Annotated in this window: 26 protein-coding genes, 1 pseudogene and 1 riboswitch; of the genes and pseudogenes, 11 read left to right on the top strand and 16 right to left on the bottom strand. The window is 53.3% G+C overall.

From position 1 onward, the window contains the following. Positions 1 to 17: 17 nt before the first annotated feature. Positions 18 to 1292 (bottom strand): MFS transporter, encoded by a 1275-nt coding sequence (locus tag K3T83_RS21660; RefSeq protein ID WP_220205019.1) that lies wholly within the window; start codon positions 1290 to 1292, stop codon positions 18 to 20. Between the two features lie 505 nt (positions 1293 to 1797). Here K3T83_RS21660 and K3T83_RS21655 point away from each other — a divergent pair. From K3T83_RS21655 to K3T83_RS21640, 4 genes are all read left to right on the top strand, one after another. Further along, complete coding sequence (locus K3T83_RS21655) at positions 1798 to 3531, top strand: acyl-CoA mutase large subunit family protein (RefSeq protein ID WP_220205018.1); 1734 nt, start codon at positions 1798 to 1800, stop codon at positions 3529 to 3531. A 229-nt stretch (positions 3532 to 3760) separates the two neighbouring features. Next, positions 3761 to 4660, top strand: a complete 900-nt coding sequence (locus tag K3T83_RS21650) for a GNAT family N-acetyltransferase (protein WP_220205017.1) — start codon at positions 3761 to 3763, stop codon at positions 4658 to 4660. Between the two features lie 305 nt (positions 4661 to 4965). Further along, positions 4966 to 5889 carry a 50S ribosomal protein L11 methyltransferase gene (prmA, locus tag K3T83_RS21645; protein ID WP_220205016.1) on the top strand — a complete coding sequence of 308 codons (924 nt, stop codon included), beginning with the start codon at positions 4966 to 4968 and terminating at the stop codon, positions 5887 to 5889. A 6-nt stretch (positions 5890 to 5895) separates the two neighbouring features. Continuing rightward, on the top strand, positions 5896 to 6636 hold the full coding sequence (locus tag K3T83_RS21640) for a 16S rRNA (uracil(1498)-N(3))-methyltransferase (RefSeq protein ID WP_220205015.1): 741 nt from the start codon (positions 5896 to 5898) through the stop codon (positions 6634 to 6636). Positions 6637 to 6685: 49 nt separating this feature from the next. Here K3T83_RS21640 and K3T83_RS21635 read toward each other — a convergent pair whose 3' ends face one another. The 3 genes from K3T83_RS21635 to K3T83_RS21625 form a co-directional block, all read right to left on the bottom strand. Further along, on the bottom strand, positions 6686 to 7858 hold the full coding sequence (locus tag K3T83_RS21635) for a pyridoxal-phosphate-dependent aminotransferase family protein (RefSeq protein WP_220205014.1): 1173 nt from the start codon (positions 7856 to 7858) through the stop codon (positions 6686 to 6688). A 52-nt stretch (positions 7859 to 7910) separates the two neighbouring features. Then, positions 7911 to 8008, bottom strand: a riboswitch (ZMP/ZTP riboswitch). 141 nt (positions 8009 to 8149) lie between these two features. Continuing rightward, positions 8150 to 8389, bottom strand: coding sequence for a hypothetical protein (locus K3T83_RS21630; RefSeq protein ID WP_220205013.1), 240 nt, complete (start codon positions 8387 to 8389; stop codon positions 8150 to 8152). Positions 8390 to 8653: 264 nt separating this feature from the next. Beyond that, positions 8654 to 9427, bottom strand: a complete 774-nt coding sequence (locus K3T83_RS21625) for a hypothetical protein (RefSeq protein WP_220205012.1) — start codon at positions 9425 to 9427, stop codon at positions 8654 to 8656. Positions 9428 to 9577: 150 nt separating this feature from the next. On the opposite strand from K3T83_RS21625, the pseudogene K3T83_RS56325 reads away from it, so the two are divergent. Continuing rightward, a pseudogene (locus K3T83_RS56325) lies at positions 9578 to 10357 on the top strand (AMP-binding protein). On the opposite strand, the gene K3T83_RS56320 reads toward K3T83_RS56325, so the two are convergent. The 5 genes from K3T83_RS56320 to K3T83_RS21595 form a co-directional block, all read right to left on the bottom strand. Further along, positions 10261 to 10650 (bottom strand): hypothetical protein, encoded by a 390-nt coding sequence (locus tag K3T83_RS56320; RefSeq protein WP_236065159.1) that lies wholly within the window; start codon positions 10648 to 10650, stop codon positions 10261 to 10263. The pseudogene K3T83_RS56325 and the gene K3T83_RS56320 overlap by 97 nt on opposite strands. Continuing rightward, on the bottom strand, positions 10580 to 10891 hold the full coding sequence (locus K3T83_RS21610) for a hypothetical protein (protein WP_220205010.1): 312 nt from the start codon (positions 10889 to 10891) through the stop codon (positions 10580 to 10582). The genes K3T83_RS56320 and K3T83_RS21610 overlap by 71 nt, the downstream gene beginning before the upstream one ends. 132 nt (positions 10892 to 11023) lie before the next feature. Next, complete coding sequence (locus K3T83_RS21605) at positions 11024 to 11338, bottom strand: EthD family reductase (RefSeq protein ID WP_220205009.1); 315 nt, start codon at positions 11336 to 11338, stop codon at positions 11024 to 11026. Positions 11339 to 11366: 28 nt separating this feature from the next. Beyond that, positions 11367 to 12869, bottom strand: coding sequence for an MFS transporter (locus tag K3T83_RS21600; protein ID WP_220205008.1), 1503 nt, complete (start codon positions 12867 to 12869; stop codon positions 11367 to 11369). 14 nt (positions 12870 to 12883) lie between these two features. Next, positions 12884 to 13060, bottom strand: coding sequence for a hypothetical protein (locus tag K3T83_RS21595; protein ID WP_220205007.1), 177 nt, complete (start codon positions 13058 to 13060; stop codon positions 12884 to 12886). 480 nt (positions 13061 to 13540) lie between these two features. Here K3T83_RS21595 and K3T83_RS21590 point away from each other — a divergent pair, with 480 nt between their 5' ends. The 5 genes from K3T83_RS21590 (at position 13541) to K3T83_RS21575 (ending at position 16746) form a co-directional block, all read left to right on the top strand. Then, on the top strand, positions 13541 to 14617 hold the full coding sequence (locus K3T83_RS21590) for an RNA polymerase subunit sigma-70 (RefSeq protein WP_236064952.1): 1077 nt from the start codon (positions 13541 to 13543) through the stop codon (positions 14615 to 14617). A 467-nt stretch (positions 14618 to 15084) separates the two neighbouring features. Further along, complete coding sequence (locus K3T83_RS21585; protein ID WP_220205005.1) at positions 15085 to 15504, top strand: MerR family DNA-binding protein; 420 nt, start codon at positions 15085 to 15087, stop codon at positions 15502 to 15504. Further along, the gene (locus tag K3T83_RS57950; RefSeq protein WP_373324540.1) at positions 15501 to 15782 is read left to right on the top strand and encodes a GDCCVxC domain-containing (seleno)protein; all 282 of its coding nucleotides are present in this window, start codon (positions 15501 to 15503) and stop codon (positions 15780 to 15782) included. Before K3T83_RS21585 ends, K3T83_RS57950 begins: the two co-directional genes overlap by 4 nt. Beyond that, positions 15763 to 16425, top strand: coding sequence for an organomercurial lyase (merB, locus tag K3T83_RS21580; protein WP_220205004.1), 663 nt, complete (start codon positions 15763 to 15765; stop codon positions 16423 to 16425). The genes K3T83_RS57950 and merB overlap by 20 nt, the downstream gene beginning before the upstream one ends. Positions 16426 to 16527: 102 nt before the next feature. Next, positions 16528 to 16746, top strand: coding sequence for a VOC family protein (locus K3T83_RS21575; protein ID WP_220205003.1), 219 nt, complete (start codon positions 16528 to 16530; stop codon positions 16744 to 16746). A 91-nt stretch (positions 16747 to 16837) separates the two neighbouring features. Here the strand turns inward: K3T83_RS21575 and K3T83_RS21570 are convergent, their stop codons facing one another. The 5 genes from K3T83_RS21570 to K3T83_RS21550 form a co-directional block, all read right to left on the bottom strand. Further along, a complete protein-coding gene (locus K3T83_RS21570; RefSeq protein ID WP_220205002.1) occupies positions 16838 to 17095 on the bottom strand; it encodes a hypothetical protein in 258 nt (85 codons plus the stop codon). 151 nt (positions 17096 to 17246) lie between these two features. After that, positions 17247 to 17423, bottom strand: a complete 177-nt coding sequence (locus K3T83_RS57945; RefSeq protein ID WP_220205001.1) for a DUF5131 family protein — start codon at positions 17421 to 17423, stop codon at positions 17247 to 17249. A gap of 111 nt (positions 17424 to 17534) precedes the next feature. Continuing rightward, positions 17535 to 18023: a hypothetical protein gene (locus K3T83_RS21560; RefSeq protein ID WP_220205000.1), complete on the bottom strand. Its 489-nt coding sequence runs from the start codon at positions 18021 to 18023 to the stop codon at positions 17535 to 17537. 180 nt (positions 18024 to 18203) lie between these two features. Next, entirely contained in the window at positions 18204 to 19175 is a 972-nt protein-coding gene (locus K3T83_RS21555; protein ID WP_220204999.1) for a quinone oxidoreductase family protein, read from the bottom strand. Positions 19176 to 19251: 76 nt separating this feature from the next. After that, positions 19252 to 19470, bottom strand: a complete 219-nt coding sequence (locus K3T83_RS21550; protein ID WP_220204998.1) for a hypothetical protein — start codon at positions 19468 to 19470, stop codon at positions 19252 to 19254. Positions 19471 to 19701: 231 nt separating this feature from the next. Between K3T83_RS21550 and K3T83_RS21545 the strand changes: the two genes are divergently transcribed. Then, positions 19702 to 20271: a MarR family transcriptional regulator gene (locus K3T83_RS21545; protein ID WP_220204997.1), complete on the top strand. Its 570-nt coding sequence runs from the start codon at positions 19702 to 19704 to the stop codon at positions 20269 to 20271. Between the two features lie 75 nt (positions 20272 to 20346). On the opposite strand, the gene K3T83_RS21540 is transcribed toward K3T83_RS21545, so the two are convergent. After that, complete coding sequence (locus K3T83_RS21540; protein WP_220204996.1) at positions 20347 to 22023, bottom strand: acetate--CoA ligase; 1677 nt, start codon at positions 22021 to 22023, stop codon at positions 20347 to 20349. Between the two features lie 463 nt (positions 22024 to 22486). Beyond that, positions 22487 to 22633 (bottom strand): hypothetical protein, encoded by a 147-nt coding sequence (locus K3T83_RS21535; protein WP_220204995.1) that lies wholly within the window; start codon positions 22631 to 22633, stop codon positions 22487 to 22489. Positions 22634 to 22771: the final 138 nt, after the last annotated feature.

Genomic DNA, 22771 nt, shown 5'->3' with positions numbered 1-22771 from the left:
GAACCTGGCGCTATCGCTCACATGGCTTGAGCGCCACTTCGCCTCGTCTTTTTGAGCCTCCAGACCAGCACGCCTATCGCAATGCTGCCCACGCTTAACGTGATCAGCGTCCAGAGATAGACCGTACTATACGAAACATTTGAGATGCCCAGACCGAACAGTGGAAAGAGAACGATCATAGCAGCGCTGAACACGCCCGTCTGGAACGAAAGGACGGTTGCTCGCTGCTCTTCGGGGCTACGCACATTGATATAGGTACTCATAGCTGATCCCAGAATTGCCAACGCCGCCTGAAATGGCACGAGATAGCCAAACACGCTCAGTAGCGGCGAGAATGGCAAGCTCATGAGCAGCAAACCAGCAACCTGCATCCCCACGCAGAGCGGCACCAGTCGTCGTTCAGGCAGCAAGCGCATAATCCAGGGAGCAAGCGCTGTAAACAGGAAATTACAGCCCATGCTGACCGCGACAATCAGGCCGATGCTGCTGAGCGCAAAACCCAGGCCATGCAGGTAGAGCTGATAATAGAAGTAGATCGTTTGCCAGCACCCTTCAGTCAACCCTGAGATCAATAACAGGCCCAACAAAGCCGGGCTGCTCCAGACTGCACGCACCCCTTGCAAAAGGTGTTGTATAGGACGTGGACGTGTTATATGTTTCTCCTGTGTTGGCCCCGCTTTCTGTTCGGGCAAAAACAACAGAGGCACGATTGCAAGCGCCATCATACTGGCACGACAGACAAACGGCAGAACTTGCAAGATGCTTCCCAGATAGCCGCCACAAGATGTGCCGACCACTTCCCCTACCAGACTGATCAAAAACATGCGACTGACCAGCTTGCTATAGCGTGTCTCCTGTCGCTCAGGATCGGCATAGCCAGCCAGTGTCCACAACAGAGCGTTATCAGCACCACCGCGAAATGCAAACGCGATACCAGCCAGCATGAAGCTGAGAATCAGCAGGGGCAGCGTCGGCACAAGCAAAAGCAGAGTTTCAACAATACAGATCAAACAATAGACGATCAGGCTCTTGCGCCTGCCCAATAGATCGGCGAAGACCCCTGTTGGAATCTCAGCAACAAATTTGGCAACGTGGAACAGCGTCTCAAACAGCCCGATTGCCAGGGGGCTATAGCCATGTGCCGCCAGGTAAATGACCCAGATCGCACTGGTAAAAGCGAGATTGGTGGTGGCATTATAGGCATCAAAAGCCAACAGCCAGCGCCGCCAGGGTACGACAGGTGCCTGCAATTGGCCGGTCGTCACAGACATATCGAGAGAGGTCTCGTTCATGGGATACAGGTACTCCTTTAGACAGTGTGCAATAGACACAATAAGGGAAAGAGGGGTGAAAGTACCTGACGTGTCGCCATGCAGAGAAGAGCAGCGCTGAGCAACGGTAAGTTATATACAGGGAAGGGAAGAGCTAGAGTAGCGCGTTATAGTACACGGAATCAGCCCTGGCTCACGCACAAAAGGTGAGCTAGAGTCGATTCGTCGGCGCTACTTTCGCCGCATAAGCAAAAGCGCCAGGCTTATGCGGCCACATTGTGTGAGATGTGTCGCCGATAGGGGTTGTAGTAGGTATGCCAGTGAGAGGTGGTGTCCTCTTTGATCTGGCGCAACACTTTACTGTTCATAAAAGTGATGATAACACGACGAAAAGATCAACGTCAATAGACTCTGCTATTATGTTCCAGAGAACCTGAGAGGGGGTATGGTACAATAAGCATAAGCGGTAGCATAGCAGAATTTGCCGCGATCACTCGCCTTGTAACTCATAGAGGAGCCTTACACCATGATTGAGCCGCAATCGACAACGCCGTCAGAGCAGCCTGCAATACAACAACATTCCCTGTTCGATCAGGAGACATTAGAACAACTTACCTTTCAACGCAACACCTGGGAGGCGACCACACTCAAACAGGCCAGCGAACGCATTCCCGAGCGCCCAGATCTTATGACGACCTCCAGCGTTCCCATAGAGCGCCTCTATACTCCTCTCGACAACGCCTCGCTCGACTATAGTCGCGACCTGGGCTTCCCCGGCACCTATCCCTATACGCGCGGCGTCCAACCAACCATGTATCGCGCAAAACCCTGGACAATGCGCATGTTCGCAGGCTTTGGGACTGCTGAAGATACCAACGCGCGCTTCAAATATCTACTCAAGCAAGGACAGACCGGCCTCTCGACCGCTTTCGACATGGCAACTCTGTATGGCTACGATACCGATCATCCTCTAGCAGCAGGCGAGTTTGGCAAGTGCGGCGTCGCTATCTCTTCCCTGGCCGATATGGAACTGCTCTTCGCCGATCTGCCTCTAGACAAAATCACTACCTCTATGACCATCAATAGTCCCGCTTCGGCTATCTGGGCCATGTATATCGTTAATGCCGAAAAGCGCGGCTTCCCTCGCGCAAAGCTGGGCGGCACGCTGCAAAACGATATTTTGAAAGAGTATATCGCGCAAAAAGAGTTTCTCTTCCCACCTGAGCCATCGATGCGCCTGGTGGTCGATACCATCGAGTTTGGTACGCGCTTCATGCCACGCTGGAACACTATCAGCATCAGCGGCTATCACATTCGCGAAGCCGGAGCCACCGCTGTACAGGAACTCGCCTTCACGCTGGCAGATGGACTGGCCTATGTGGAATCTACCCTCAAGCGGGGACTCAAGATCGACGAGTTCGCGCCGCGCCTCTCCTTCTTCTTCGATGTCCATAACGATTTCTTTGAAGAGATCGCCAAGTTTCGCGCCGGACGCCGCCTGTGGGCACGATTGATGCGCGAACGCTACGGCGCGCAAGATCCGCGCTCGTGGATGATGCGCTGCCACGCTCAGACCGCTGGTGTCTCGCTCACAGCACAGCAGCCCGAAAACAATATCGTCCGCACCACTATTCAAGCATTGTCAGCGGTGCTTGGCGGTACACAATCACTCCACACCAATTCGCTCGACGAGGCACTGGCACTTCCGACCGAGAAAGCCGCCCTGATCGCCCTGCGCACACAACAGATCATCGCCTGCGAGAGCGGAGCTACTAACACGGTCGATCCTCTTGGCGGCTCCTACTTTATCGAGAACCTGACCGACCAGACCGAACAGGCTGCATTAGACTATATCAACCGTATCGAGTCGTTGGGCGGCGTCCTGGCCTGCATCCAGAACGGCTTTTTCCAGCGCGAAATCGCCGAATCCGCCTATCGCTATCAGCAAGAGATCGAGCAGCATCAACGTACGATCGTTGGTGTCAACGACTATGTGCTGGACGAAGCCATCAAGGTGCCAACACTCTATGTGGACTACGAGGGCGAAAAAGTGCATCTGGCACGGCTCAAGCGTGTGCGCCAGGAGCGCAACCAAACGGCTGTGAGAAGAGCATTGGATCAACTTAAACGCGTGTGTGACGGAACCGAAAATACTATGCCAGCCATTATCGAGGCGGCCAAAGCCTATGCCACGCTCGGCGAGATCACAGAGGTCTTCCGCTCTGCCTTCGGCGACTACATGGAGCCTGCCGTCTTCTAAACAATCTAAGAATAAGGTAGTTCGTAGTCGAGCGATTTATCACGTTGGTTCGGCTTCACAAGCGGCTCCCCCAACGTGATAAATCGCTCGACTACGAACTACCGTCCCGCTTTTGAAAGGAACATTTCATTAATCAGTCTTCTTTGCGTTGCTCTCGCATGGTAGAATAGCAACATCTTTACTAAAGAGCAAAAGACGTACGCATAGTGCCAGCAAAGAGAGCCACATCATGACTGAAGCCCGACAACACAATCTGGTGAAAAAGCGGACACTGACGACCGAAGAATTGGTCGCCATTCAACAACTTACTGAACTTTGTAACCGTCATGACGAGTTATATATGCGGCTCGACTGGAATCTGCTTGCAAACCGCTCTGGCGCTGAGGTTAGCGATTTTCTCTATTACCAAAATGATGAGCTGGTCGGATATCTCATGGCCTATGGCTTCGGCAACGATGAGCGCGAACTAACTGGCATGGTGCATCCGGCACAGAGGCGTCAGGGCATCGCACGCACGTTATTGCAGACAGCCCGGGAAGAATATACTGGGCATGGCGTTCACGAGTTGTTGCTGATTTGCGAGCAGCGTTCCTCCTCTGGCAAAGCCTTTGTTGAGTCGGTCGGTGCTCACCATGCCTTCTCCGAACATGAGATGATCCTTACCAATTTTCAGCCGCGCAACCGGTTCGATGATCGCCTTGCCTTTCGTCCAGCCGACAGCGATGACATCGCAGCACTGGCAACTATTATGTCCGCCACCGAAGGCACGCTGGTAGAGGTTGAAGAGCCAGTCATCCAACAACGAATACAAGATCCGGTGAATCACTATTATATCGCGATCTTTGGCGACAACGAGGTTGGTTGTCACGAACCTGTTGGCATGCTGAGGCTGAACGAGATGCATGATGAGATCGGCATCTACAGTTTTGCCGTCATCCCCGATTATCAGGGTCGCGGCTACGGTCGCCAGATACTTGAAGAAGCAATTTACGCGGTTCGAGCAGAGCAGAGTCAGAAAACAATTATGCTCGATGTAGATGTCACCAACGAGCGCGCCTTTCAGCTGTATCGCTCGTGCGGCTTTGACATCAAAACAACCTATGATTATTGCAGTATTGCCCTTGCATAAAGACATCGGGTTATTTTGTGAAATCTCATCATTGGTGCATCTGGGAAAGAAGGAGGGGAGAGGAGGAAGGTTCCCACCACACGTAGCGACAAGGGGCGGCGAGGAGAGGATGCGGGGGCCTTGCGCTTGTCGTTGGACAAGCACGAGAGGTGAAACAGCCTGGGGAGGGCGACAAGCGCAAGGCCCCCACCAAGACCCCCAAACACCCCTTGTCGCTACGTGTGACCCAAGATCCTCTGTATCCTCAAATTTTCCCTTCAATTGCCAGATGCATCTATCATTCATATAGATTGGAATCGTAGAGAATGCACTGGTTAGAACTAACGGTAAAGGTCCATCCCGATGCGGTGGAATCGGTTAGCGAACTGATGAGCCGCTACAGCAGCGAAGGGGTGGTCATTGAAGAACCTATCGAATTGATCGAGGATGGACAGGCCTATCGTGTGCGCGAGGGCGAGCCTGTCACGGTCCACGCCTATGTGCCGATGGATGGCACCGAAGAAGAAGCCCGTCAGCGGATCAGCGAAGGGCTATGGCACTTTGCCAGCATCGGCGCTCACTTTGTCGGCAATCTGGAAACAAAATCGGTCAACGAGGAAGATTGGGCCAACGCCTGGAAAGAGCACTTCCACGTCACCCAGATCGGCAAGCGCATCATCATCCGTCCATCGTGGCGCGAGTATACGCCCAAAGATGAAGAGGTCGTCATCACGCTTGATCCTGGCATGGCCTTTGGTACCGGTCTGCACCCCACCACGCGCCTCTGTCTGGAACAAGTCGAACAGCACACACGCCCCGGCATGCATGTGCTGGATGTAGGCACCGGTTCAGGCATCCTGGCGCTTGCTGCCGCCAAGTTGGGGGCAGAGCATGTCTATGCCATCGATAATAGCAGCGTGGCGGTCGAGAGTGCGACGGAAAACGCGGCTCTCAATGGGCAGAGCGAGCGCATCGAGGTTGTGCTGGGAACGCTTGACGAAGAGACAGCACAGCGCATGGCCGGTCAGTACGACCTGGTTCTTGCCAATATCATCGCCCATATCATCGGCTCTATCGCCCCTCAACTCGCGCAAGTGCTGGCACCCGATGGCCTGCTGATCGCCAGTGGCATCATCGAAGCACGCCGTCAGGATGCCGAAGCTCCACTGTTAGAGGCGGGATTGGAACTGGTCGAACAGCGCATGATCGAAGACTGGATGGTGCTGGTCTTGCGGAAACGGCGGTCGTAAGAGACGATGCATCGCTTTTTCATACCACCATCGCATTCCCTACAACCGAGCGAAACGCTCACCCTGCCTGATAAGCTGGCTCATCAGGTGCGCGATGTGCTGCGCCTGGCAATTGGCGAGGCTCTGATCTTGCTCGACAATAGCGGGGACGAGATCATCTGTTCTGTTATGAAAAGCAGTCGAGCGGGCGTTGAAGTGACCATTCAAGAGAGGAGAGCAGGTCAGCGCGAATCGGCGGTTCAGATCATTCTGTGTCAGGGGCTATTGAAATCGGCACGCTTTGAGTTGATTTTGGAGAAGGGAACAGAGCTGGGCGTTACAGCTTTTGTGCCTACGCTCTGTCGTCGCTCAATGGCGGGGCTGGAAGATGCTGGACCATCAAAATTGCAGCGCTGGCAACGCATTCTGCAAGAGGCCACCGAGCAGTGTGGGCGCTCACGTGTCCCAACCTTATCACCTATTCGTCCGCTGATGCACACGCTAAACGATATTCCATCTGATGCGCTGGCACTGATGCCCTGGGAAGAAGAGCATGGCGTCAATTTGCGTACAACCTTGCAAGAGCAGTCTCCGAAGCCGCAAACTATTGTGCTATTTATCGGACCGGAAGGCGGCTTGATGGCGGAAGAGGTCGCGCTGGCAAAACGGCACGGTGTCCAGAGCGTGAGCCTGGGACCGCGCATTCTGCGAGCCGAAACCGCCGCCATCGCCGCCATCGCCAATGTCATGTACGAGCTAGAAGCCTGAAAGAGACCTGCGCTCGCCTCCTGTAACGCTGAGAGATTGAAACAAACAACTATTTATTGGCGCTGACCTGGAGCAGCCATACTCGCTGGGCTGCGGCAACTGCGTTACCCACCTGTACGGGATAACCCAGCAGAGCGAGGCTGTTCTCCACAGCTGCTAGCGCGACCAGGACGTCGTTTGGCGTCACATAGCCCATATGCCCGATGCGGAAGATCATATCCTTCATGATCTTGCCCTGCCCACCGGCTAGCACCACGCCGAAGCTCTTCTGTGCTGCTTTGCGGAATGTTGAGGCCTCCACGCCCTGGGGAATTTTGACTGCCGTTACGGTGTTCGAGGCAAAGCCCTCATCCTGACACAGCAGCTCTAATCCAGTCGCCTGTGCTCCTGCACGAGCCATCTCGCCCATCAAGCGATGCCGCTCCTGCCCCTGCTCGATCCCCTCTTCCAGCACCATCTGCAACGCGGCCTGCAAACCGTAGAGCAGTGAGATAGCTGGCGTTTGTGGTGTCTGACCCTTCGCAAAGCCATCGCGATGCCCTTTCAGGTCAAAGAAGAAGCGCGGCGCATTGGCTTTCTCGGCCCGCGCCCAGGCTTTCTGGCTGGCAGCAATCATCATCAGCCCCGGAGGACACATCAATGCCTTCTGCGAACCTGTGAAAACAACATCCAGTCCCCACTCGTCCATCGGCAGAGGCAGCGCTCCCAGGCTCGAAACGGCATCCACAAGAACCAGCGCTCCATGTTTGGCGACGACTTGCGCGATCTCGTGGACGGGATTGGAGACGCCAGTGCTGGTCTCATTGTGCTGCAAACAGACGGCTTGAATTGCCCCCTCCTGCTTGCTCAGGAACGTATCAACATCTTCCGGGCGAGATGCGGTGCCAATCGCATAGTCCAGGCGCTCCACCTGATAACCCAGAGCGCGATTCGCCTTGACCCAGCGCTCGCCAAAATCGCCAATCACTATATTGAGAACCTTTGCACCGGCAGGCACGAAATTGACCATCGCCGTCTCCCAACCAGCACTTCCCGAGCCAGCCAGCACATAGACCTGTTCTTTCGTTTGAAAAACCGTCTGCAACTTCGCGGTGATATCGCGATACAGACGAGAGAAGCCTTCGCCACGATGATTGATCATCGGCTGCGTCATGGCAGCACTTACCTGGGGAGGAATGGGCGTCGGACCAGGAGTATGTAACGCAATTTTTTCATTCAGCATAAAATTTGCTCAGCCTTTCTGCTCTTTTGACAATAAAAAAAGGCACCAATGGTGCCACAGCCCAGGCGAACGACTGATAGGTTAACGTTTACTTGCTCTTCAGGCTCCCTCGTGGTTTATCCACGTCTTTCGCCAGTTACCTGAAGAACTTTCTTCCTTCTCGTTTCAAGTATACCAAAAAGTCCGCGTAGCGACAATCCCTCATGGCTATTGCTCAAAACACATCTTGATCCCTTTTTTGTTACAATAATCAGGAAAGATTGTCGTTACACGCAAGAGAATCAGGGACAATCAATCGTAAAAGCCCTGACCGCCCAGGATAGCGCGAACATAATCCGCAACATAGTGCCGCTCGTCCACGCCGTCGATAATCATACACTCGGCAACATCGACGATCTGCGGCGCAACTTCATGCAAGACGCTAACGATGGCCCGCTCGTTGCGGCTATCAGCATTGTGGTCGGTCACGAATGCGAACAATTCGTCGGTAAACTTCTCTTCGTCGGCCAGCAGCCGAAAGATATTATTCATTGTACAGAGAGACCTTTCATCTTTGAAACAACAACGCTCTACAAGAGATTACGCTCCGTCTTCTGCCTCTACACATATACACATAATGATACGAATCTCATCCGCCACGTGTCAAGGCATGTCGTTGTTTTCCACTGGCACTCTTACTCACCCGTGCATAGATAAATACAAACAGTCTCAGGTAGCATAAAATAATAAGTTCTTCCTGCTCAAATAAACAGTGCAGAAAGAACTTATTAAAATCTTTTCGCCAATCATCACGATTTAGTGTTTTTTGTCGCCGTCATTATCGCAGTGAGCCCATTTACTGGTTCCTGTCATGAAGTCGTCGGCATCGCCGTCGCCATCGCAGGTAAATGGACCATGCGCGCTCGCTGCAACGCCAAAATAGTGAAACATGATTGGGTTACGCGGGGTCGCGGAAAAAAAATCGCTCGCAGGCCACCTGTCTACATAGCCATCGGGTTCCGTGTTGCGCGTCCATGCTTGAACCGATCCATTCGCAGCAACCGTCACAAATGCGACCTCTTTGATGGGCTGCTTCTGCTCATCCATATGGCACGCCGGGCCTCCCTCACAGGGGGCATAGCTCACATTTGTACCATGTCCAGGCGGCAGTCTATTGGTAGTGACTGTATATTGTGCTGTGCCAGTAGCGGGGACAGGAACGGCCAGAGAGACACAGCCCGCCGAAAATTTGACACATGTTCCCTGATTGACGGGACAATGTCTTTGAGCACGAGGCATTGTTTTATAGGCTGGCAATGTTTTAGGGCTGGCTCCACCTGTCAGTCCTGTTGTGATATTTGTCCCTGGCCCCTGAACAATGAAGTTTCCCCCAGAAAGTGCTTGCGCACAAGAATCCGTCGCTTGAATCCAGAGCGTAACGGTTCTGCTATTTGGAACGGCATGGCTGCTGGCGAAACTATCATGGGCGAAAGTTATCCCTCTCTCCCCGAACATACCCAGTGCTACCAGACTCAGGAGCACAATGATAACGACTCCCCAAAGCCAGTTTCGTTGAGAGCTTCTTTTCATATCCCTCTCACAATCCTTCAATCCTTCTGTGTTGCATGTTTCTATCGGTGAAAAGGAACATGCTCTCTATAAACTATCGGCACTGGCTGGTCGATACATCAGGGGCAATTTGCAGCACATCCAGCAGCACATAATTGTAGCAAGCGTGATATGATACCAGAGATAAGACCCGAACAGCGTTGTTTATGTAGCAGCTTATCGCAAAGGAGCCAGGCAATGACCACTTCAAATACACCAAACATGCTCGATTATGAAGCAGAACGACGCTCGTTTCATCTAGAAGTGCCCGAGTATTTCAATTTCGCAACTGATGTGATTGGCAAGTGGGCACAAGACCCCAACAGGCTGGCAATGATGTGGGCTGGACCAGATGGCAGCGAGCGACATATCTCCTTTACAACATTTGCAGAGCGCTCCAACAAGGCGGCAAATGCCTTTGCGCACCTGGGCATCCAGAAGGGCGACGCCATCTTAATCATGTTGCCTCGCATCCCCGAATGGTGGGAAAGCGTGCTTGCGCTGATGAAGCTGGGGGCCATCTTCATCCCCTGCACCACGCTGCTCACGCCGCAGGATATCGAGCATCGCATCCACGTTGCTGAGGCAAAAGGCTTCATCACCGATAGCGAAGGTGCGGCCAAGCTCGACCAGATCCGCACAAACTGCCCCACATTGCGCCATACCGTGATGATTGAACCAGACGCCGATCTTGCTCGACGAGAAGGCTGGACCAGTTACCATTAGATCGTCGATAGCGCCTCCTCATCATTTACTGGCCCACAAACGCGCAGTGACGATCCCTGCCTCGTCTACTTCACCTCCGGGACAGTTGGCTATCCCAAGATGGTGCTCCACACACACGCCAGCAACAGGGGAAAGGAGACAGGAGGTGTTGCAGGAAGAAAACGGCACGAAGAAGATGCTCGCTGAGCGCGAATACGCTGATGAAGAGTGGGAGCAGCGTCAACAGAACCGAGAGGCGGAAGCCCATGAGTGAGAAGACCTGGAAACGTAATACGAAAGGCCCGTGATCCAAAATCCTGGGTGTGGCTGGCGAGTTCAATGGTTCGTTCGATCAACCGCCGGTCCATCTGAGCATCAATGAGGCGTTTGCGAAAGGCGACGAACGTTCCTTTACTGAAAGGTGCCTGCTCAGTATCCAGACAATCCAGTACCAATTGCCAGCACCGATCCAGCAGCGTTGCGGTCCCTGACCTCATCATCAGAGACTCCTGTGTAGTCTTGCACAATGGTCGCCAGGGCTAATTGCCCTGGCGAAGTGGGAGGGTGCCAGCGGAGATTCGGGGCATAGAGCGCCGCCAGTTCTTCTTGAAAAGCGTCATCAAATAACTCATGGCGGTGATGACGGAGAAAGACAAACAATTTCGCCCGTTTGATGCGTGTGATAAAGGTTTGCTCAAGGGATGAGAGTTCAACTGGAGGATGCCAGGCTGGAGGACGCACATGCTACTTGCTTTCTGAAAGCTTGCTGGAATGCTCTTGTTACTAAAAAGCGGGCGAGAAGATGTGCTCTCGCCCGCTTTACCAAAAAGAGAAGGAAGACGCAAAAGAGGTCGTGTGTCGTCGGGCGCACTCCTAGACTTCTTCCACCTCGTACACCATGCCCCGGAATCCGGTGCTGCTAGCTATGCCTAAATTGGCGGCATCTTGCGCGGTGGCCTGACCTTGAGGCGATTGGAACGCCTTCTGGAGCTCATCCATGCTGTCCCACTCTAACTCAGCTATCCAATAATAAGGTTCTTCTCCACGAACAGCAGTCGCGTGACGGCCAATCGTGTAACGGCGCAGACCGGGTAATTGTTTGATCAATGGGATCTGCACGTCGCGATAGTGGCGCTCAAAGGCCACGGGATCTTCTGGAGTATTCCAGAGCACAAGAAATTTGACCATACAGTCCTCCTTGGGAGTATTCTCCACATTATCGTGGTGCCACTTTCTGAAGGGAGGGAACACTCACCTGCTCTCGGGCTGTATCACCCTGCCCTTTTTTGGGAGATCGCAGCAGCGAGACAGACAGCAACGTCGCGATTGCCAGCGCTACAAGAGCCGATACGGATGCGACAAAGGCTTGTCCATAGGGCAGAGCGGACAGGCTAGCAATCTGTCCAGGGGTGGTGGGTCCCAACACGCCAAAGAAGATGACTCCTATCACCGCGACTCCTATGGCGCTAGAAAGCTGGACTGCGGTCGTCAATAAGCCCGAAGCTGCACCAGCATCCTGAGATGGGATATCACTCAACACGACATTCATCAGAGGAGCGCCGATCATACCTCCACCCAGACCGAAGACCAGCAGAGGCAGGAGCAACTGGTTTTGCGATATTCGCATTCCAGCTTGCAACACAGCCGTGATGATCCAAAGCTCGCCTATGCCCATCACCATCGCCCCGCTACGCAGCACCCACTTGCCTCCTATGAGGGACACAACCCGTGGGACCAGCAGTGAAGTGAAGAAGAAACCCAGGCCCATGGGCAGGTACGTCAGCCCAGCAACCAGGGGTGAGAAGCCAAGCCCAAATTGCAGATAGAGTGCGAGTGTAAAGAACAGAGCGCCATTGGCACTATAAAAGACCAGGGCCGTGAGCATGCCTAAAACAAAGTTGCGCTGTCGGAACAGAGCAAGTGGGACGAGTGGCGAGCCTCCTCGACGGGTCAGACTGTACTCATAGAACACAAAGAGTGCTAACACTGGCACTGAGAAGAGCAGAGAGAGGAAGGTCCACAGAGGCCAACCAAGATCATGTCCTTCGATCAGCGGATAGGCGAGCAAAAAGAGTCCTATCGTCAAGATTCCCACCCCTAGCAGGTCCAGATGACGGCTACTTCGCCGGGAGAACTCGCGAACCAGAGGAATAGACGCTAGCAAAGTCAGAACGCCAACAGGAACGTTGATGAAAAAGATGCTACGCCAGCCGAAATCGAAAACATTACTGCCAATGAGGAGGCCTCCGACGATTTGCCCGGTGATTGACGCCAGGCCGAGAGTCGCCCCGTAACACCCGAGCGCGATGGCGCGTTGTGTACCGGCAAACGTGACCTGAATAAGCGCGATAACCTGGGGGATCATCAACGCAGCAGAACACCCTTGCACAAGCCGGAAGACAATCAGCATAGTGGCGTTGGGGGCCAAACCACAGAGCAGAGAAGTCAGCGTAAAACTGAGTATGCCCAATTGAAAGAGTCGTTTGCGTCCGTACAGGTCGCCCAGCCGCCCTCCTGTGATGAGCAGCACCGCATAGCAGAGAGTATAACCGGCAATGACCAGCTCAACTTGCGCGAAGGTACTGTGCAAACTCTGCTGAATCGAGAGGATGCCGACATTCACCACAAACATGTCCAGCGTCCCCATAAAGGTGCCGGCGAGAATGACGAGTAATGACCACCAGCGCCGTGAGGGAACTGGTTTCTCAGGAACGTGCATGACTTTTCACCTTTCTATCGTTTGAACTCAAGGATATCGGACACGGTCTGACGCACCCCTTCATACAGAGGATACGTCCCGGTATGAATGAGTGTCGGATGCTCATCATCAAGAAGAAACTGATTGAAGCTGATGCCGACAGTTGGGGAGAAAGATGGGATCCCCTCTGCGATTTGATTGATCTGAGCCATGAATACTATCTCCTTTTTCTGGTAGGATCGTGCCTGTTTGCCAATAGATACTCATGAAACTGTCGTGAAGAGCAAAACGGTGCGGTCTGATAGGAGGTATTTTCAGCTTGCTATAACAGGTGATACACACGGTTTTGGAACGCTTGGACGAGTGGCAAAGAACCTGCGCCGTGTGGTAAAATGAGCGTGTTTGGCGCAAGAGTATCGCGACCTCCGGCCTGGTTGCATTGATGAGCCAGTGCAAGGACGCGCATGCTGAGCAGAAAACACCCCCTCAGACCGCACCGTTTTGCTCTTCACGACAGTTTTATAAGTATCTATCCGACTGGGGACGCTCCGATGATCGTGGGCGAGCGAAGAGGGTAGCATACTCGAGGAGAGCAGGTGAAAAAGATGGGAACACATCCAAGAGCCCGGACAAGTGCGAGAGTTCCAGCAAACAGAACGCTCCCCAAAAACAGGGCGACCAGGGGAAATCGTGTGACAGAGAAACACAGGAAGACTGATCACGTTCACGAGGCTCTGATCACAGATGTTGCTGCCCATGGCCAATCTGAGAGTGGCCTCTTGATAGAACCCTATCGCAGGGAGTTACTTCTGCACTGCTATCGCCTCCTGGGATCGTTGCACGATGCAGAGGATGCGGTGCAAGAAACCATGCTGCGGGCCTGGCGACATTTTGACACATTTACGGATCGGGGTCCGGGATCGTTGCGTACCTGGCTGTACACAATTGCGACCAATACGAGCCTGGACACGCTCAAGAAACGCGCGTCGCGCACGCTGCCGACCGCAGCCTCTTCTGCGTCGGACCCATTGATTCCGATTGCTCCCAGGAGTGCCGAGACCCTTTGGCTTGAACCTTTCCCTGACAGTTGGCTGGCCTCGGCGCAAGAGCAGACGGAGAACCTGGAAGCCCGCTATACGAGGTACGAGAGCGTTTCATTGGCTTTCCTCACGGCTCTTCAGGTGCTGCCCCCTCGCCAACGAGCCATCTTGCTGCTTTCAGATGTGCTGGACTGGCGTGCGAGCGAGATTGCGCACCTCCTTGAGATCTCGGTTTCAGCGGTGAAAAGTGCTCTGCACCGTGCCAGGGTGACGTTGGAGAAAAACTATCAATGCAAGCAGCCTGAGAGGGTGCAATTCGGTTGTATGGATGCCACAATGAACTCGTTGCTCTCGCGCTATCTGCAAGCGTGGGAGACCGACGATGTTGATGGACTCGTGGCGCTGCTGAAAGAAGACGCGACGTTCTCTATGCCTCCAGTCCCTTCGTGGTATCAGGGGCGAGAGGCGATTCGCACCATCCTGCTTGCCGCAGTCTTCCCATCTGGCGTCCAGAAGCAGTGGCGTTTATCTCCGACGCGTGCCAATGGACAGCCAGCGGTGGTTTTGTATCGAGCTGATGAAGCGATGGGGGCCTATCGAGCATTCGGAATTCAAGTTATCACCCTCGATGCAACGCTCTGCGATCAACTGCAGGTTGCCTCAGTGACGGCTTTCCTTGGGGAGGAACTTGTCACCGCCTTCGGCTTTCGGCCGCACCTCGGCCGCTAAAGGGACTATTCCGCGCTTGCACCTCATTGGGTCCCAAGCACAGCATTTCTTGACCGATGCTCTAGGCAAAACCGACGCCAGCCGTGACTTGATAATCCTGACAAAAGACCGTCGAATCAAGGAACTAGAAGCGGAAAATCAGAATCTGAAGCTTCAACTCAAGGTGGCCCTGGCAAACACATATGACCAGCTCTCGTAGGCAATATGAGCACAAGTACTCGTAACAGTCAGACATCTCACAAATACAAAAATTCGGGATAAACCTAAAGATTGCTGCTCCCCCCTCTGAAGTCCTTTGACACTATCTCCGAGGGTCGTGATGCCTCTCTTCCTTTTCAGTAGTGGTACTTCGTCCTTTCCCTTCTTGACCGACCTGCGAGTCCAAAGTCGAGAGAATGTTCGAGCGTTCACCCCCTTGACTCCGTACCATACTACAGAGTGTATACTTCCATCCAAAGGAGAAAGATATGGAGACCCTCTCGATTGGACAAGTGGCACGCAGAGCCGGAGTTGGTGTGGAAACGGTTCGGTTCTACGAACGCGAGGGCTTGCTGGAAGCACCACCACGCCGCGCCTCTGGTTATCGACAATATTCTGAAGAAGTGGTCAAACGGATTCGCTTCATTCAACGCGCGAAACTTCTGGGTTTCTCCCTCAAAGAGATCCTGGAACTGCTCACGCTGCGCGTGGACAGGCAAACCTCCTGTGAACAGGTGAAAGAGCGCACCGCAGCGAAACTCGCGGAAGTGGAGCAAAAAATCGCTGAACTCCAACACATGCGACAAGCCCTGCTCCAGGTTGCCGCATTTTGTGAAGAAGAAGGCCCCAAAAGCCGCTGCCCTCTGCTCGACGCACTGGGCCATGACTCAGAAACGGTGGAAACATGAATAGCAATGCACACTTCTCAACCCTTACCTGTCCCAACCCGGCCTGTGGGCATCAGCAACAGGCTCTGATGCCCACCACTTTTTGCCAGTTAACCTACACCTGTCAAGCGTGTTCAATGACATATATTCACAAAAGCGGAGACTGCTGCGTGTTCTGCTCCTATGCCGATAAACCGTGTCCCTCGATGCAAGACGAGGAAACATGCTGCTCCCCGAGTCTTCCTGGGAAGCAGGTCTCCCACAAAGGAATAGAAGCCCATGAATCAACCTTCTCTTGAGCTGCTGGCAGATCAGCTCGCCGCTCATCTCGATTGTACGCGGAATCTGGCCTGTCAAAAGATCTTCCAGTTGCTTGCCGAAACGGGTCAGCCCCTTGCTCCAATGGATGTGGCGAGCCGTTTACAGATCAGCCCAGAACGCCTGGCCGCTCATTTGAGCCACGCTCCAGACACGGAGTTTGACGGCGAGGGCAAGATTATTGGCTGGGGAATTACTCTTGTTCCCACCCAACATCAGTTCTGGGTGAAAGGGCATTCCCTCTTTACCTGGTGCGCCTTCGATACAGTCCTGTTTCCTTACTTGCTTCAGGCCAAAGCGCAGGTCCGATCACTCTGTCAAACGACAGGACGACCGATTATCTTCAGCGTTACTCCAGAAGGCATTATCGACTTTGCTCCCGCAACGAGCGTTTTGTCGCTGACCTTGCCCTCTGCTCGGTGTGAGTGTGTCCGAGGAACCTTTTGTGCGCAATCCCATTTTTTTCAGACGATGGAGATGGCCTTACCCTGGATCACATTACACCCTGAAGCTGTTCTCCTCCCGATTGAGGAAGCTATTGCACTTGGACATCTCACTGCTCAGATGGTGTCAGGTAAGTTCCCGCTTGAACCAGAGATGCCACTGATCTCCTCTGAAAGTTAGCCAGAACAGAGGAAAACGACAGGCGCTCTTTCCTCTCTGGAAAGAGATGAAAAGAAGAGGTAGGTGGAATGTTGTTTGATACAGAAATGAGGAGGAGAAACGATGCCAACAGAACAAGGCCGTCAACCCACCCTTGATTCGGTTGCTCCACGTTTTCTGGTCAAAGATATGGAGCAAGCGCTGGCCTTTTATACTCGACTCGGCTTTGTGGCCACCTATCACGACGAGGGGTTTGCCATTATCAAACGTGACGGAATCGCTTTGCAATTCAATGTCTCTGATTCAACACACGAACCTCCAAAGGAGGGGTGCAGGGTGTAAGAAAAGGAGACATTCCTTCCCAGAACTCCTTTATCGCTCAGTTCTTTAGAATAGCAGCTTAACAGACTTGATGCCCTCCTCCACTCTTGTCTCACCTCTTGCCTATTTTTGCAACACAGCCATTGAGAGTGTCTACAACGCTTTGCACAACATCTTTCGCCTCAGCCGTGAGCAGCCACACAGCCTTTCCGGCTTTCAGGCCCGCTTGGCGGCCAAGGTCGGTTTGCACAACTTTTGTTGTTGGCTCAACTCCTTTCTCCAGCGGGATCTGATGGTGTTTGCCGACCTGCCGGACTGGTAGCCAACTTACACCAAGCGTATGAATTAAGCCCCGGAAAAGAGAATACAATGAATTAGCTCTGTAACAAAGAAGAGATAAATTTCGCGAGAGGAAATGGATAGCTGACTTTTTGTGAATGGCCTAACTAGGCCCTAGAATTGTAGTATCACTATTCATCCAATGTGGAGCTTTATCTTCCCGATAGAGATTCTTGATTGGTTCAATTGCTCTGTGCTGACGTGGAAAACCTCAATTGTTCTATTGTCGATACTTGAGGAAATTCATCCCAGGTACGTCCATCAAGTAAACGTCCACCAGACTTTGGTGTAAGCCCTCCCCATTGCTTGTGAAAGAACGCTATGCCTTGAGCACTACAACGGTCCCGAAGATCACGCACCCACCGAGCAGATCGGCTAGTTCGTGGGCGGTTTGGATCACCTAATGGGCTATCTCTGGGCGCATGAACCAGCTAGCGCAATGGAGAACCCATCTCATCATCTCTTGCCATTCAAGAAGCGCAGGTGGGAGTTCCCAATCCTGACACGGCCACTCCAGTTTCATCAATGACTACCAGCGATTCAGTCGGAAGCGTGCTCGCGTTCTCCCACCAGGCAGCTCGTTCTTCCTCGTTGCGCTCCGTTGCCCCGAGCGACTTTTTCTTTCGCGTCCAGCCTAGCCGTGTGATCGCTCGGCTCATCGTCCAGCGGCTCACGCGCTCACCGTGGGTCTGCTCCCACAGAGCGCAATATTGCTCCAGCGTGGCGTCGGCATTCACTTGTAACTGCGGCAGTACGCCAGCTTCCACCGGTGCCCGTTTCATCGGTGGGCGACCAGAAATCGCTTTCGGGCGCACATGTCCTTTCTCTCGTCGTTGCTTCAGATACCGCTTGATGGTCGCAAGAGAGACGCCAAAGACCTGCACAATCTCGGCCCTCGGACGACCCAGGTCCGCAGCTCGCAGGACACGCTCGCATAAATCTTGTGAGTAGGCTTTCATGAGTGCTCTCCTTCCTTTGGTCTGCCCTTTCCGCAGTTCAGCCCGCGTCCGGGAAAGTGAGACGGGACGAGTCCGTCATCATCAGCCTGCTCAATGGTGAGCAGGCTGATCGCAGAGGGAAGGCTCGCATGTCTGTGAGAATGGCGCTCACGCATCAGCCTTTCTGCGCGCTGTAGAGGCTCAGGGAACAATGACTGTGCGCTTGCTAGAAACCCCGGTGCTTTTCCAGGCACTTTCCACGTCTTTGAGTAGCACCTGCTCAATATCCGCCTGGAGCTTGCCTGCTTTGATCCATTCCCACATCTGCTGCGTCCCCGAAGCCACAGCCTCAGGCGTAATGCCAGAACCAGCGCCCAGCAGTTCGAGTCCAGATGTGCGCAGCGCCTGTGCAGGCAGAGCAATGGTCGGCCCGGCCATCTCTCCGATCTGCACTAAACGCATGCGGCGTCGGGCAAAGGAAAGTTCATGGGGCACAAGCGCTTCCAGGAGCAGTTCCGTTGGGTGCCCCCAGACAAAATCAAGGATCACCTGGTATCCTGATGCCCCTGCTTCCTGCTTGAAGGCTTCGACCAGCGCTTCGTCCGATTGTTTGAGGTTGATCACCGCATCGGCGCCCAGCTCACGCAGCTTCGTCAGCTGTGCAGCGTTGCGCCCGGTGCCAATGACACGTTGTGCTCCAAGGAATTTGGCGACCTGGACCGCCAGTGTTCCCGCAAAACCGGTCGCACCATGAATCAAAACCGTCTCATCCGGTTGAAGCTTTGCCCCATACTTGAGCGCGAACAGTGCGGTCATCGTCGAAGCAGGAACCGTGGCTGCCGTCGCAGCATCAACGCCTTCAGGGATCGGGACGCAATGCTTTTTGGGAACGACCGCCTTTTCAGCCATCGACCCATAAGGAGACCGCAGGCCCCCAAAGCCGATGAGCTGGCCATCCTCGCGCAACGCGATCCCGTCGGTCCCCATAATCGCTGGCAGCGTGGGGAGGAACTGGCCATTGGCATAATGCGTCCCCTTTGCCAGGACTCGATCAAAGTTCTCCAGGGCGACGGCCTTCACCTGGACCACGATCTCTTCCTCGCCAGGAGTAGGATCAGGAAAATCCTCATAGCGCGGGATATCCCCGAAGTGATGGAGTACAGCAGCTTTCATGCATTTTTCCTTTATCAGTCACTTTTTCTTTTAGCGGTTCGTAAGAGGAGAAGACGTTCTGTTCGATCTTCTATGACTATTTGTGTGCGGTATGCCGTTCGACAAAGTTCCCAATGCTTTTCTGCCACTCTTTCAGAACCCGGGGCTCGTGGTCGTTGGCATGAGCAGCAGGTAGCGGGCGGTTCGGCAAAGGGTGATTCTGCAAAAGACGGTTTTGCAAGGGTTCCGTGCCTTCAGGCAGATTGAAGTACTCGGCGAAAAGCTTATGTTGCCAGCGATTGCATGTACGGATCATAGTGGTCTAACCTCTTTCTGTGAGAAAGAACCAGGCTCAGGCCCATGAAGTGGATGTGATCTGGAGCCTCATGTAAAATTGTTTCTCGGAAACCATTTGGTTTCCTGGAAACAATAATACCGTGGGCGAATCATCTTGTCAAGATTGTTTCCAGGAAACTTTCTTTTTTTGTGGGTGTTTGCTATAGTAGTGAGAAACTGAAGAAAACGAAAAGCCTGGAGGAAGAGAACTGTGTCTGAAGCTGACCACATTCCAAGAGACAATCACGACGAGATCACCGAGCTTTCCGTACGCATTCTTGCCTTGCTGGGTCAGGTCACTGAGCGTTTCGACTCAGATGAAAATGAGTCGTCCTGGCAGTGGTTTGCTCAGCACAGTAGTAATCAACGTATTGTCGATTTGATGCGTGAATCGACCGCTACGACGCTGCGCGTGCTCGATGCCATAGGACGGTTGGAACCCGCGAACGGCATTACCATTTCTGAACAGTTTCACATTCCAAAGGGCACTGTCTCGAAAATCACCCGGAGGTTGATTGCCAAAGATCTGATTACCCAGGAAGCCCTGCCAAAGAACAAAAAAGAGATCTTATTCCGCCTTACCCCTCTCGGCAAAGAGCTTTTTGAGGTGCATCGCGCCTTTGATGAGCAGATGGAGCGAGGCTTCCTCAGCTTCTTGCAGCACTATAACGCCGACGAACTGCGACTGCTGACCCGTGTCTTGCACGATGCCACCGAAGCCTCTTTTTTGACCTTGGGACTGCAAGCACCGTCGCAACCAGAAAAGAAAGGTGACGACTGACGAGCAACGTATCTATTTCACAGCAGGAAGAGCTCAATGAAAGCTCAATTGTTTAGCACACCGCTGTGAGATGATCTACTGACCTGATTGCTTCTGCTGTTCACGTTCGCGCAACTCCACACGGCGGATTTTGCCGGAGATCGTCTTGGGCAAGTTCTCCATAAACTCGATCTCACGTGGGTATTTATAGGGAGCTGTGACACGTTTGACATGCTCTTTCAATTCGTCAGCCAGTTCAGCTGATGGATCATAGCCAGGTGCCAGCACAATGCAGGCTTTGACGATTTCCCCGCGCATCTCGTCAGGGCTGGCAATCACCGCAGACTCAGCAACGGCTGGATGCTCTTTGAGCGCGCTCTCGACCTCAAAGGGACCAATACGATAGCCGGCACTGATGATCACATCATCGGCCCTGCCTACAAACCAGAAATACCCATCCTCGTCTTTGTAGGCCCGGTCGCCAGTGATATACCAGTCGCCACGGACACAATTGGCGGTCGCTTCGGGATTGCGCCAGTATTCTTGAAACATCCACGTCGGGCGCTGCGGCTTAATTCTAACGGCAATGTCGCCCTCTTTGTTGGGCGGCAGTTCGCTGCCATCGTGGTCGATGACGCTCACGTCAAAGCCGGGCGAGGGTCTGCCCATTGAGCCAGGTTTTACTGGGAGCGGCGGGAAGTTCCCGCAGAGCAAGACCGTTTCTGTTTGCCCATACCCGTCGCGGATAGTCAGGCCAGTGGTTTTTTCCCATATCTTAATAACTTCGGAGTTGAGCGGCTCGCCAGCCCCAACGCAATGACGTAGTGCCTTTGGTGGATTAGCTTGCAAATAGGCCATTGGCTCGTCGAGTACGAGCATACGATATACAGTCGGAGGAGCGCAGAATGTGGTGATTGGATACTCGTGTAATAGTTTCAGGGTCTCAAGCGCATTGAACTTGCCACGTCCGTCCTGGATGAACATGGCTGCGCCCATCTGCCAGGGGCCGAACAATGAAGACCAGGCTGCTTTTGCCCATCCAAGTTCTCCTATGTTCAAATGGAGGTCGTTTTCGCCCAGATCTAGCCAGTATTTGGCAGTGATTCGGTGCCCTATTGGGTAAGAGGCGTGGCTGTGCAGAACCATTTTCGGATAGCCAGCGGTGCCAGAGGTGAAATAGATCAGGCAGGGGTCGTCACTGCGCGTTTTTTCTCCGGTAAATTCGGGTGAAGCGTCTTGCAGCATCGTTTGGTAGTTTTGCCAACCGTCTCGTTCAACGCCTTTATGAGTATGCTCAGCTAAAACAGCAACTCGTACCGAAGGGCACTCCCCACGTACCTCGTCGAATTTGGCCGCGCCCTCGTTGTCAGTCACAATGGCAGACGGTTCGGCGATTTCTGAACGGAATTGTACATCTTTGGGTGTCAGCAACGTGGTGCAAGGAATAGGAATCGCTCCGAGCTTGAACAAGCCAAGCGCGACTTCCCACCACTCAGGAATACGTGGCAGCATAAGAAGTACCCGTTCGCCTTTGGTAATGCCAGCGCTGGCAAAGGCATTCGCGGCTCGACTGGATCGCTCGGCAATGTGGGCAAAGGTGATTTGTTCGACTTCGTTGGTTTGCCCAACCCAGAGGAGAGCGAGTTTGCCAGGGTCTTGCGCCCACTTGTCAACGACATCGGTCGCGAAGTTATAGTATTCAGGTACTTCGAGTGAGAAAGTGCGGCGTTCGGTCTCGTAGTCGGTCATGTTGGGGATCTTAGCGGTAGTCATCTGCGAAACTCCTTCCTGGTTACGGACTGAGCAAGACACTTCGGCGTGATAATGCAATCGTTGCCTCATGATACCACAATATGCTTTCCTTGCCGGGTCCAAATGGAGCAACGACTGCATACCCTGCTAAGGAGTCTTCACAAACTCGTTACCTGCTCTGATTATTTGATCTCAGCCAAATTGATCTTCCCCTACTTTCGCAGAATCACTAAACATGCGAGCTTTGTAGGTTGACTTCATCGAAGAAAGAGTAGCAATGGGCGGCTTCGCGTTTGAGCGATTGAAACTCAACCTCCAGGCGTCTGTTGCCAGGATCGACAGAGTGACAATGGACCGCTTCGCGACTGAGCGATTGAAAGCCGTCATAAACTCCACCGATCGATGGCTCACTGATGTGACAATGGGCTGCTTCGCGGCTGAGCGATTGCTCAATCAGGAAGCACAGAAGCGTTGCAGGAGTTCCTCAGAAAGGTTCAAAGCAGATCAAGCGAGGAGCGCCAGACACGCGCTCCTCGCTCTCGCCTGTCCCCTCATCAATGGAAATGCCAAGCAGACCAGCGCGTTCTTTGGTCGTCTCAATCACGTCTCTAGCGACTTCGGGCTGAGTCAAATGATATGCATGTTCCTTATCAAAACACCATCTCAATATATCTGCAATTCTCTATATATTCTCTGCTCTTTTTACGGTTGAAGGACCACATGTGGATATGTTGTGGAAAACATGTGGAGAACTACTACATATTGATTG

The sequence above is a fragment of the Reticulibacter mediterranei genome, from assembly GCF_016587455.1.
Note: the sequence above shows the minus strand (reverse complement) of the source record. Positions and strands in the feature narration are given on the sequence as shown.

Excerpts from the sequence above, each read along its gene's own strand:
- merB (WP_220205004.1), top strand. The coding sequence starts at position 15,763 with ATGAATCAACCTTCTCTTGAGCTGCTGGCAGATCAGCTCGCCGCTCAT.
- K3T83_RS21585 (WP_220205005.1), top strand. The coding sequence starts at position 15,085 with ATGGAGACCCTCTCGATTGGACAAGTGGCACGCAGAGCCGGAGTTGGT.
- K3T83_RS21640 (WP_220205015.1), top strand. The coding sequence starts at position 5,896 with ATGCATCGCTTTTTCATACCACCATCGCATTCCCTACAACCGAGCGAA.
- K3T83_RS21605 (WP_220205009.1), bottom strand. The coding sequence starts at position 11,338 with ATGGTCAAATTTCTTGTGCTCTGGAATACTCCAGAAGATCCCGTGGCC.
- K3T83_RS21650 (WP_220205017.1), top strand. The coding sequence starts at position 3,761 with ATGACTGAAGCCCGACAACACAATCTGGTGAAAAAGCGGACACTGACG.
- K3T83_RS21630 (WP_220205013.1), bottom strand. The coding sequence starts at position 8,389 with ATGAATAATATCTTTCGGCTGCTGGCCGACGAAGAGAAGTTTACCGAC.
- K3T83_RS21600 (WP_220205008.1), bottom strand. The coding sequence starts at position 12,869 with ATGCACGTTCCTGAGAAACCAGTTCCCTCACGGCGCTGGTGGTCATTA.
- prmA (WP_220205016.1), top strand. The coding sequence starts at position 4,966 with ATGCACTGGTTAGAACTAACGGTAAAGGTCCATCCCGATGCGGTGGAA.
- K3T83_RS21655 (WP_220205018.1), top strand. The coding sequence starts at position 1,798 with ATGATTGAGCCGCAATCGACAACGCCGTCAGAGCAGCCTGCAATACAA.
- K3T83_RS21555 (WP_220204999.1), bottom strand. The coding sequence starts at position 19,175 with ATGAAAGCTGCTGTACTCCATCACTTCGGGGATATCCCGCGCTATGAG.
- K3T83_RS21595 (WP_220205007.1), bottom strand. The coding sequence starts at position 13,060 with ATGGCTCAGATCAATCAAATCGCAGAGGGGATCCCATCTTTCTCCCCA.
- K3T83_RS21625 (WP_220205012.1), bottom strand. The coding sequence starts at position 9,427 with ATGAAAAGAAGCTCTCAACGAAACTGGCTTTGGGGAGTCGTTATCATT.
- K3T83_RS21540 (WP_220204996.1), bottom strand. The coding sequence starts at position 22,023 with ATGACTACCGCTAAGATCCCCAACATGACCGACTACGAGACCGAACGC.
- K3T83_RS21635 (WP_220205014.1), bottom strand. The coding sequence starts at position 7,858 with ATGCTGAATGAAAAAATTGCGTTACATACTCCTGGTCCGACGCCCATT.
- K3T83_RS21575 (WP_220205003.1), top strand. The coding sequence starts at position 16,528 with ATGCCAACAGAACAAGGCCGTCAACCCACCCTTGATTCGGTTGCTCCA.
- K3T83_RS21560 (WP_220205000.1), bottom strand. The coding sequence starts at position 18,023 with ATGAAAGCCTACTCACAAGATTTATGCGAGCGTGTCCTGCGAGCTGCG.
- K3T83_RS56320 (WP_236065159.1), bottom strand. The coding sequence starts at position 10,650 with ATGATGAGGTCAGGGACCGCAACGCTGCTGGATCGGTGCTGGCAATTG.
- K3T83_RS21660 (WP_220205019.1), bottom strand. The coding sequence starts at position 1,292 with ATGAACGAGACCTCTCTCGATATGTCTGTGACGACCGGCCAATTGCAG.
- K3T83_RS57950 (WP_373324540.1), top strand. The coding sequence starts at position 15,501 with ATGAATAGCAATGCACACTTCTCAACCCTTACCTGTCCCAACCCGGCC.
- K3T83_RS21550 (WP_220204998.1), bottom strand. The coding sequence starts at position 19,470 with ATGATCCGTACATGCAATCGCTGGCAACATAAGCTTTTCGCCGAGTAC.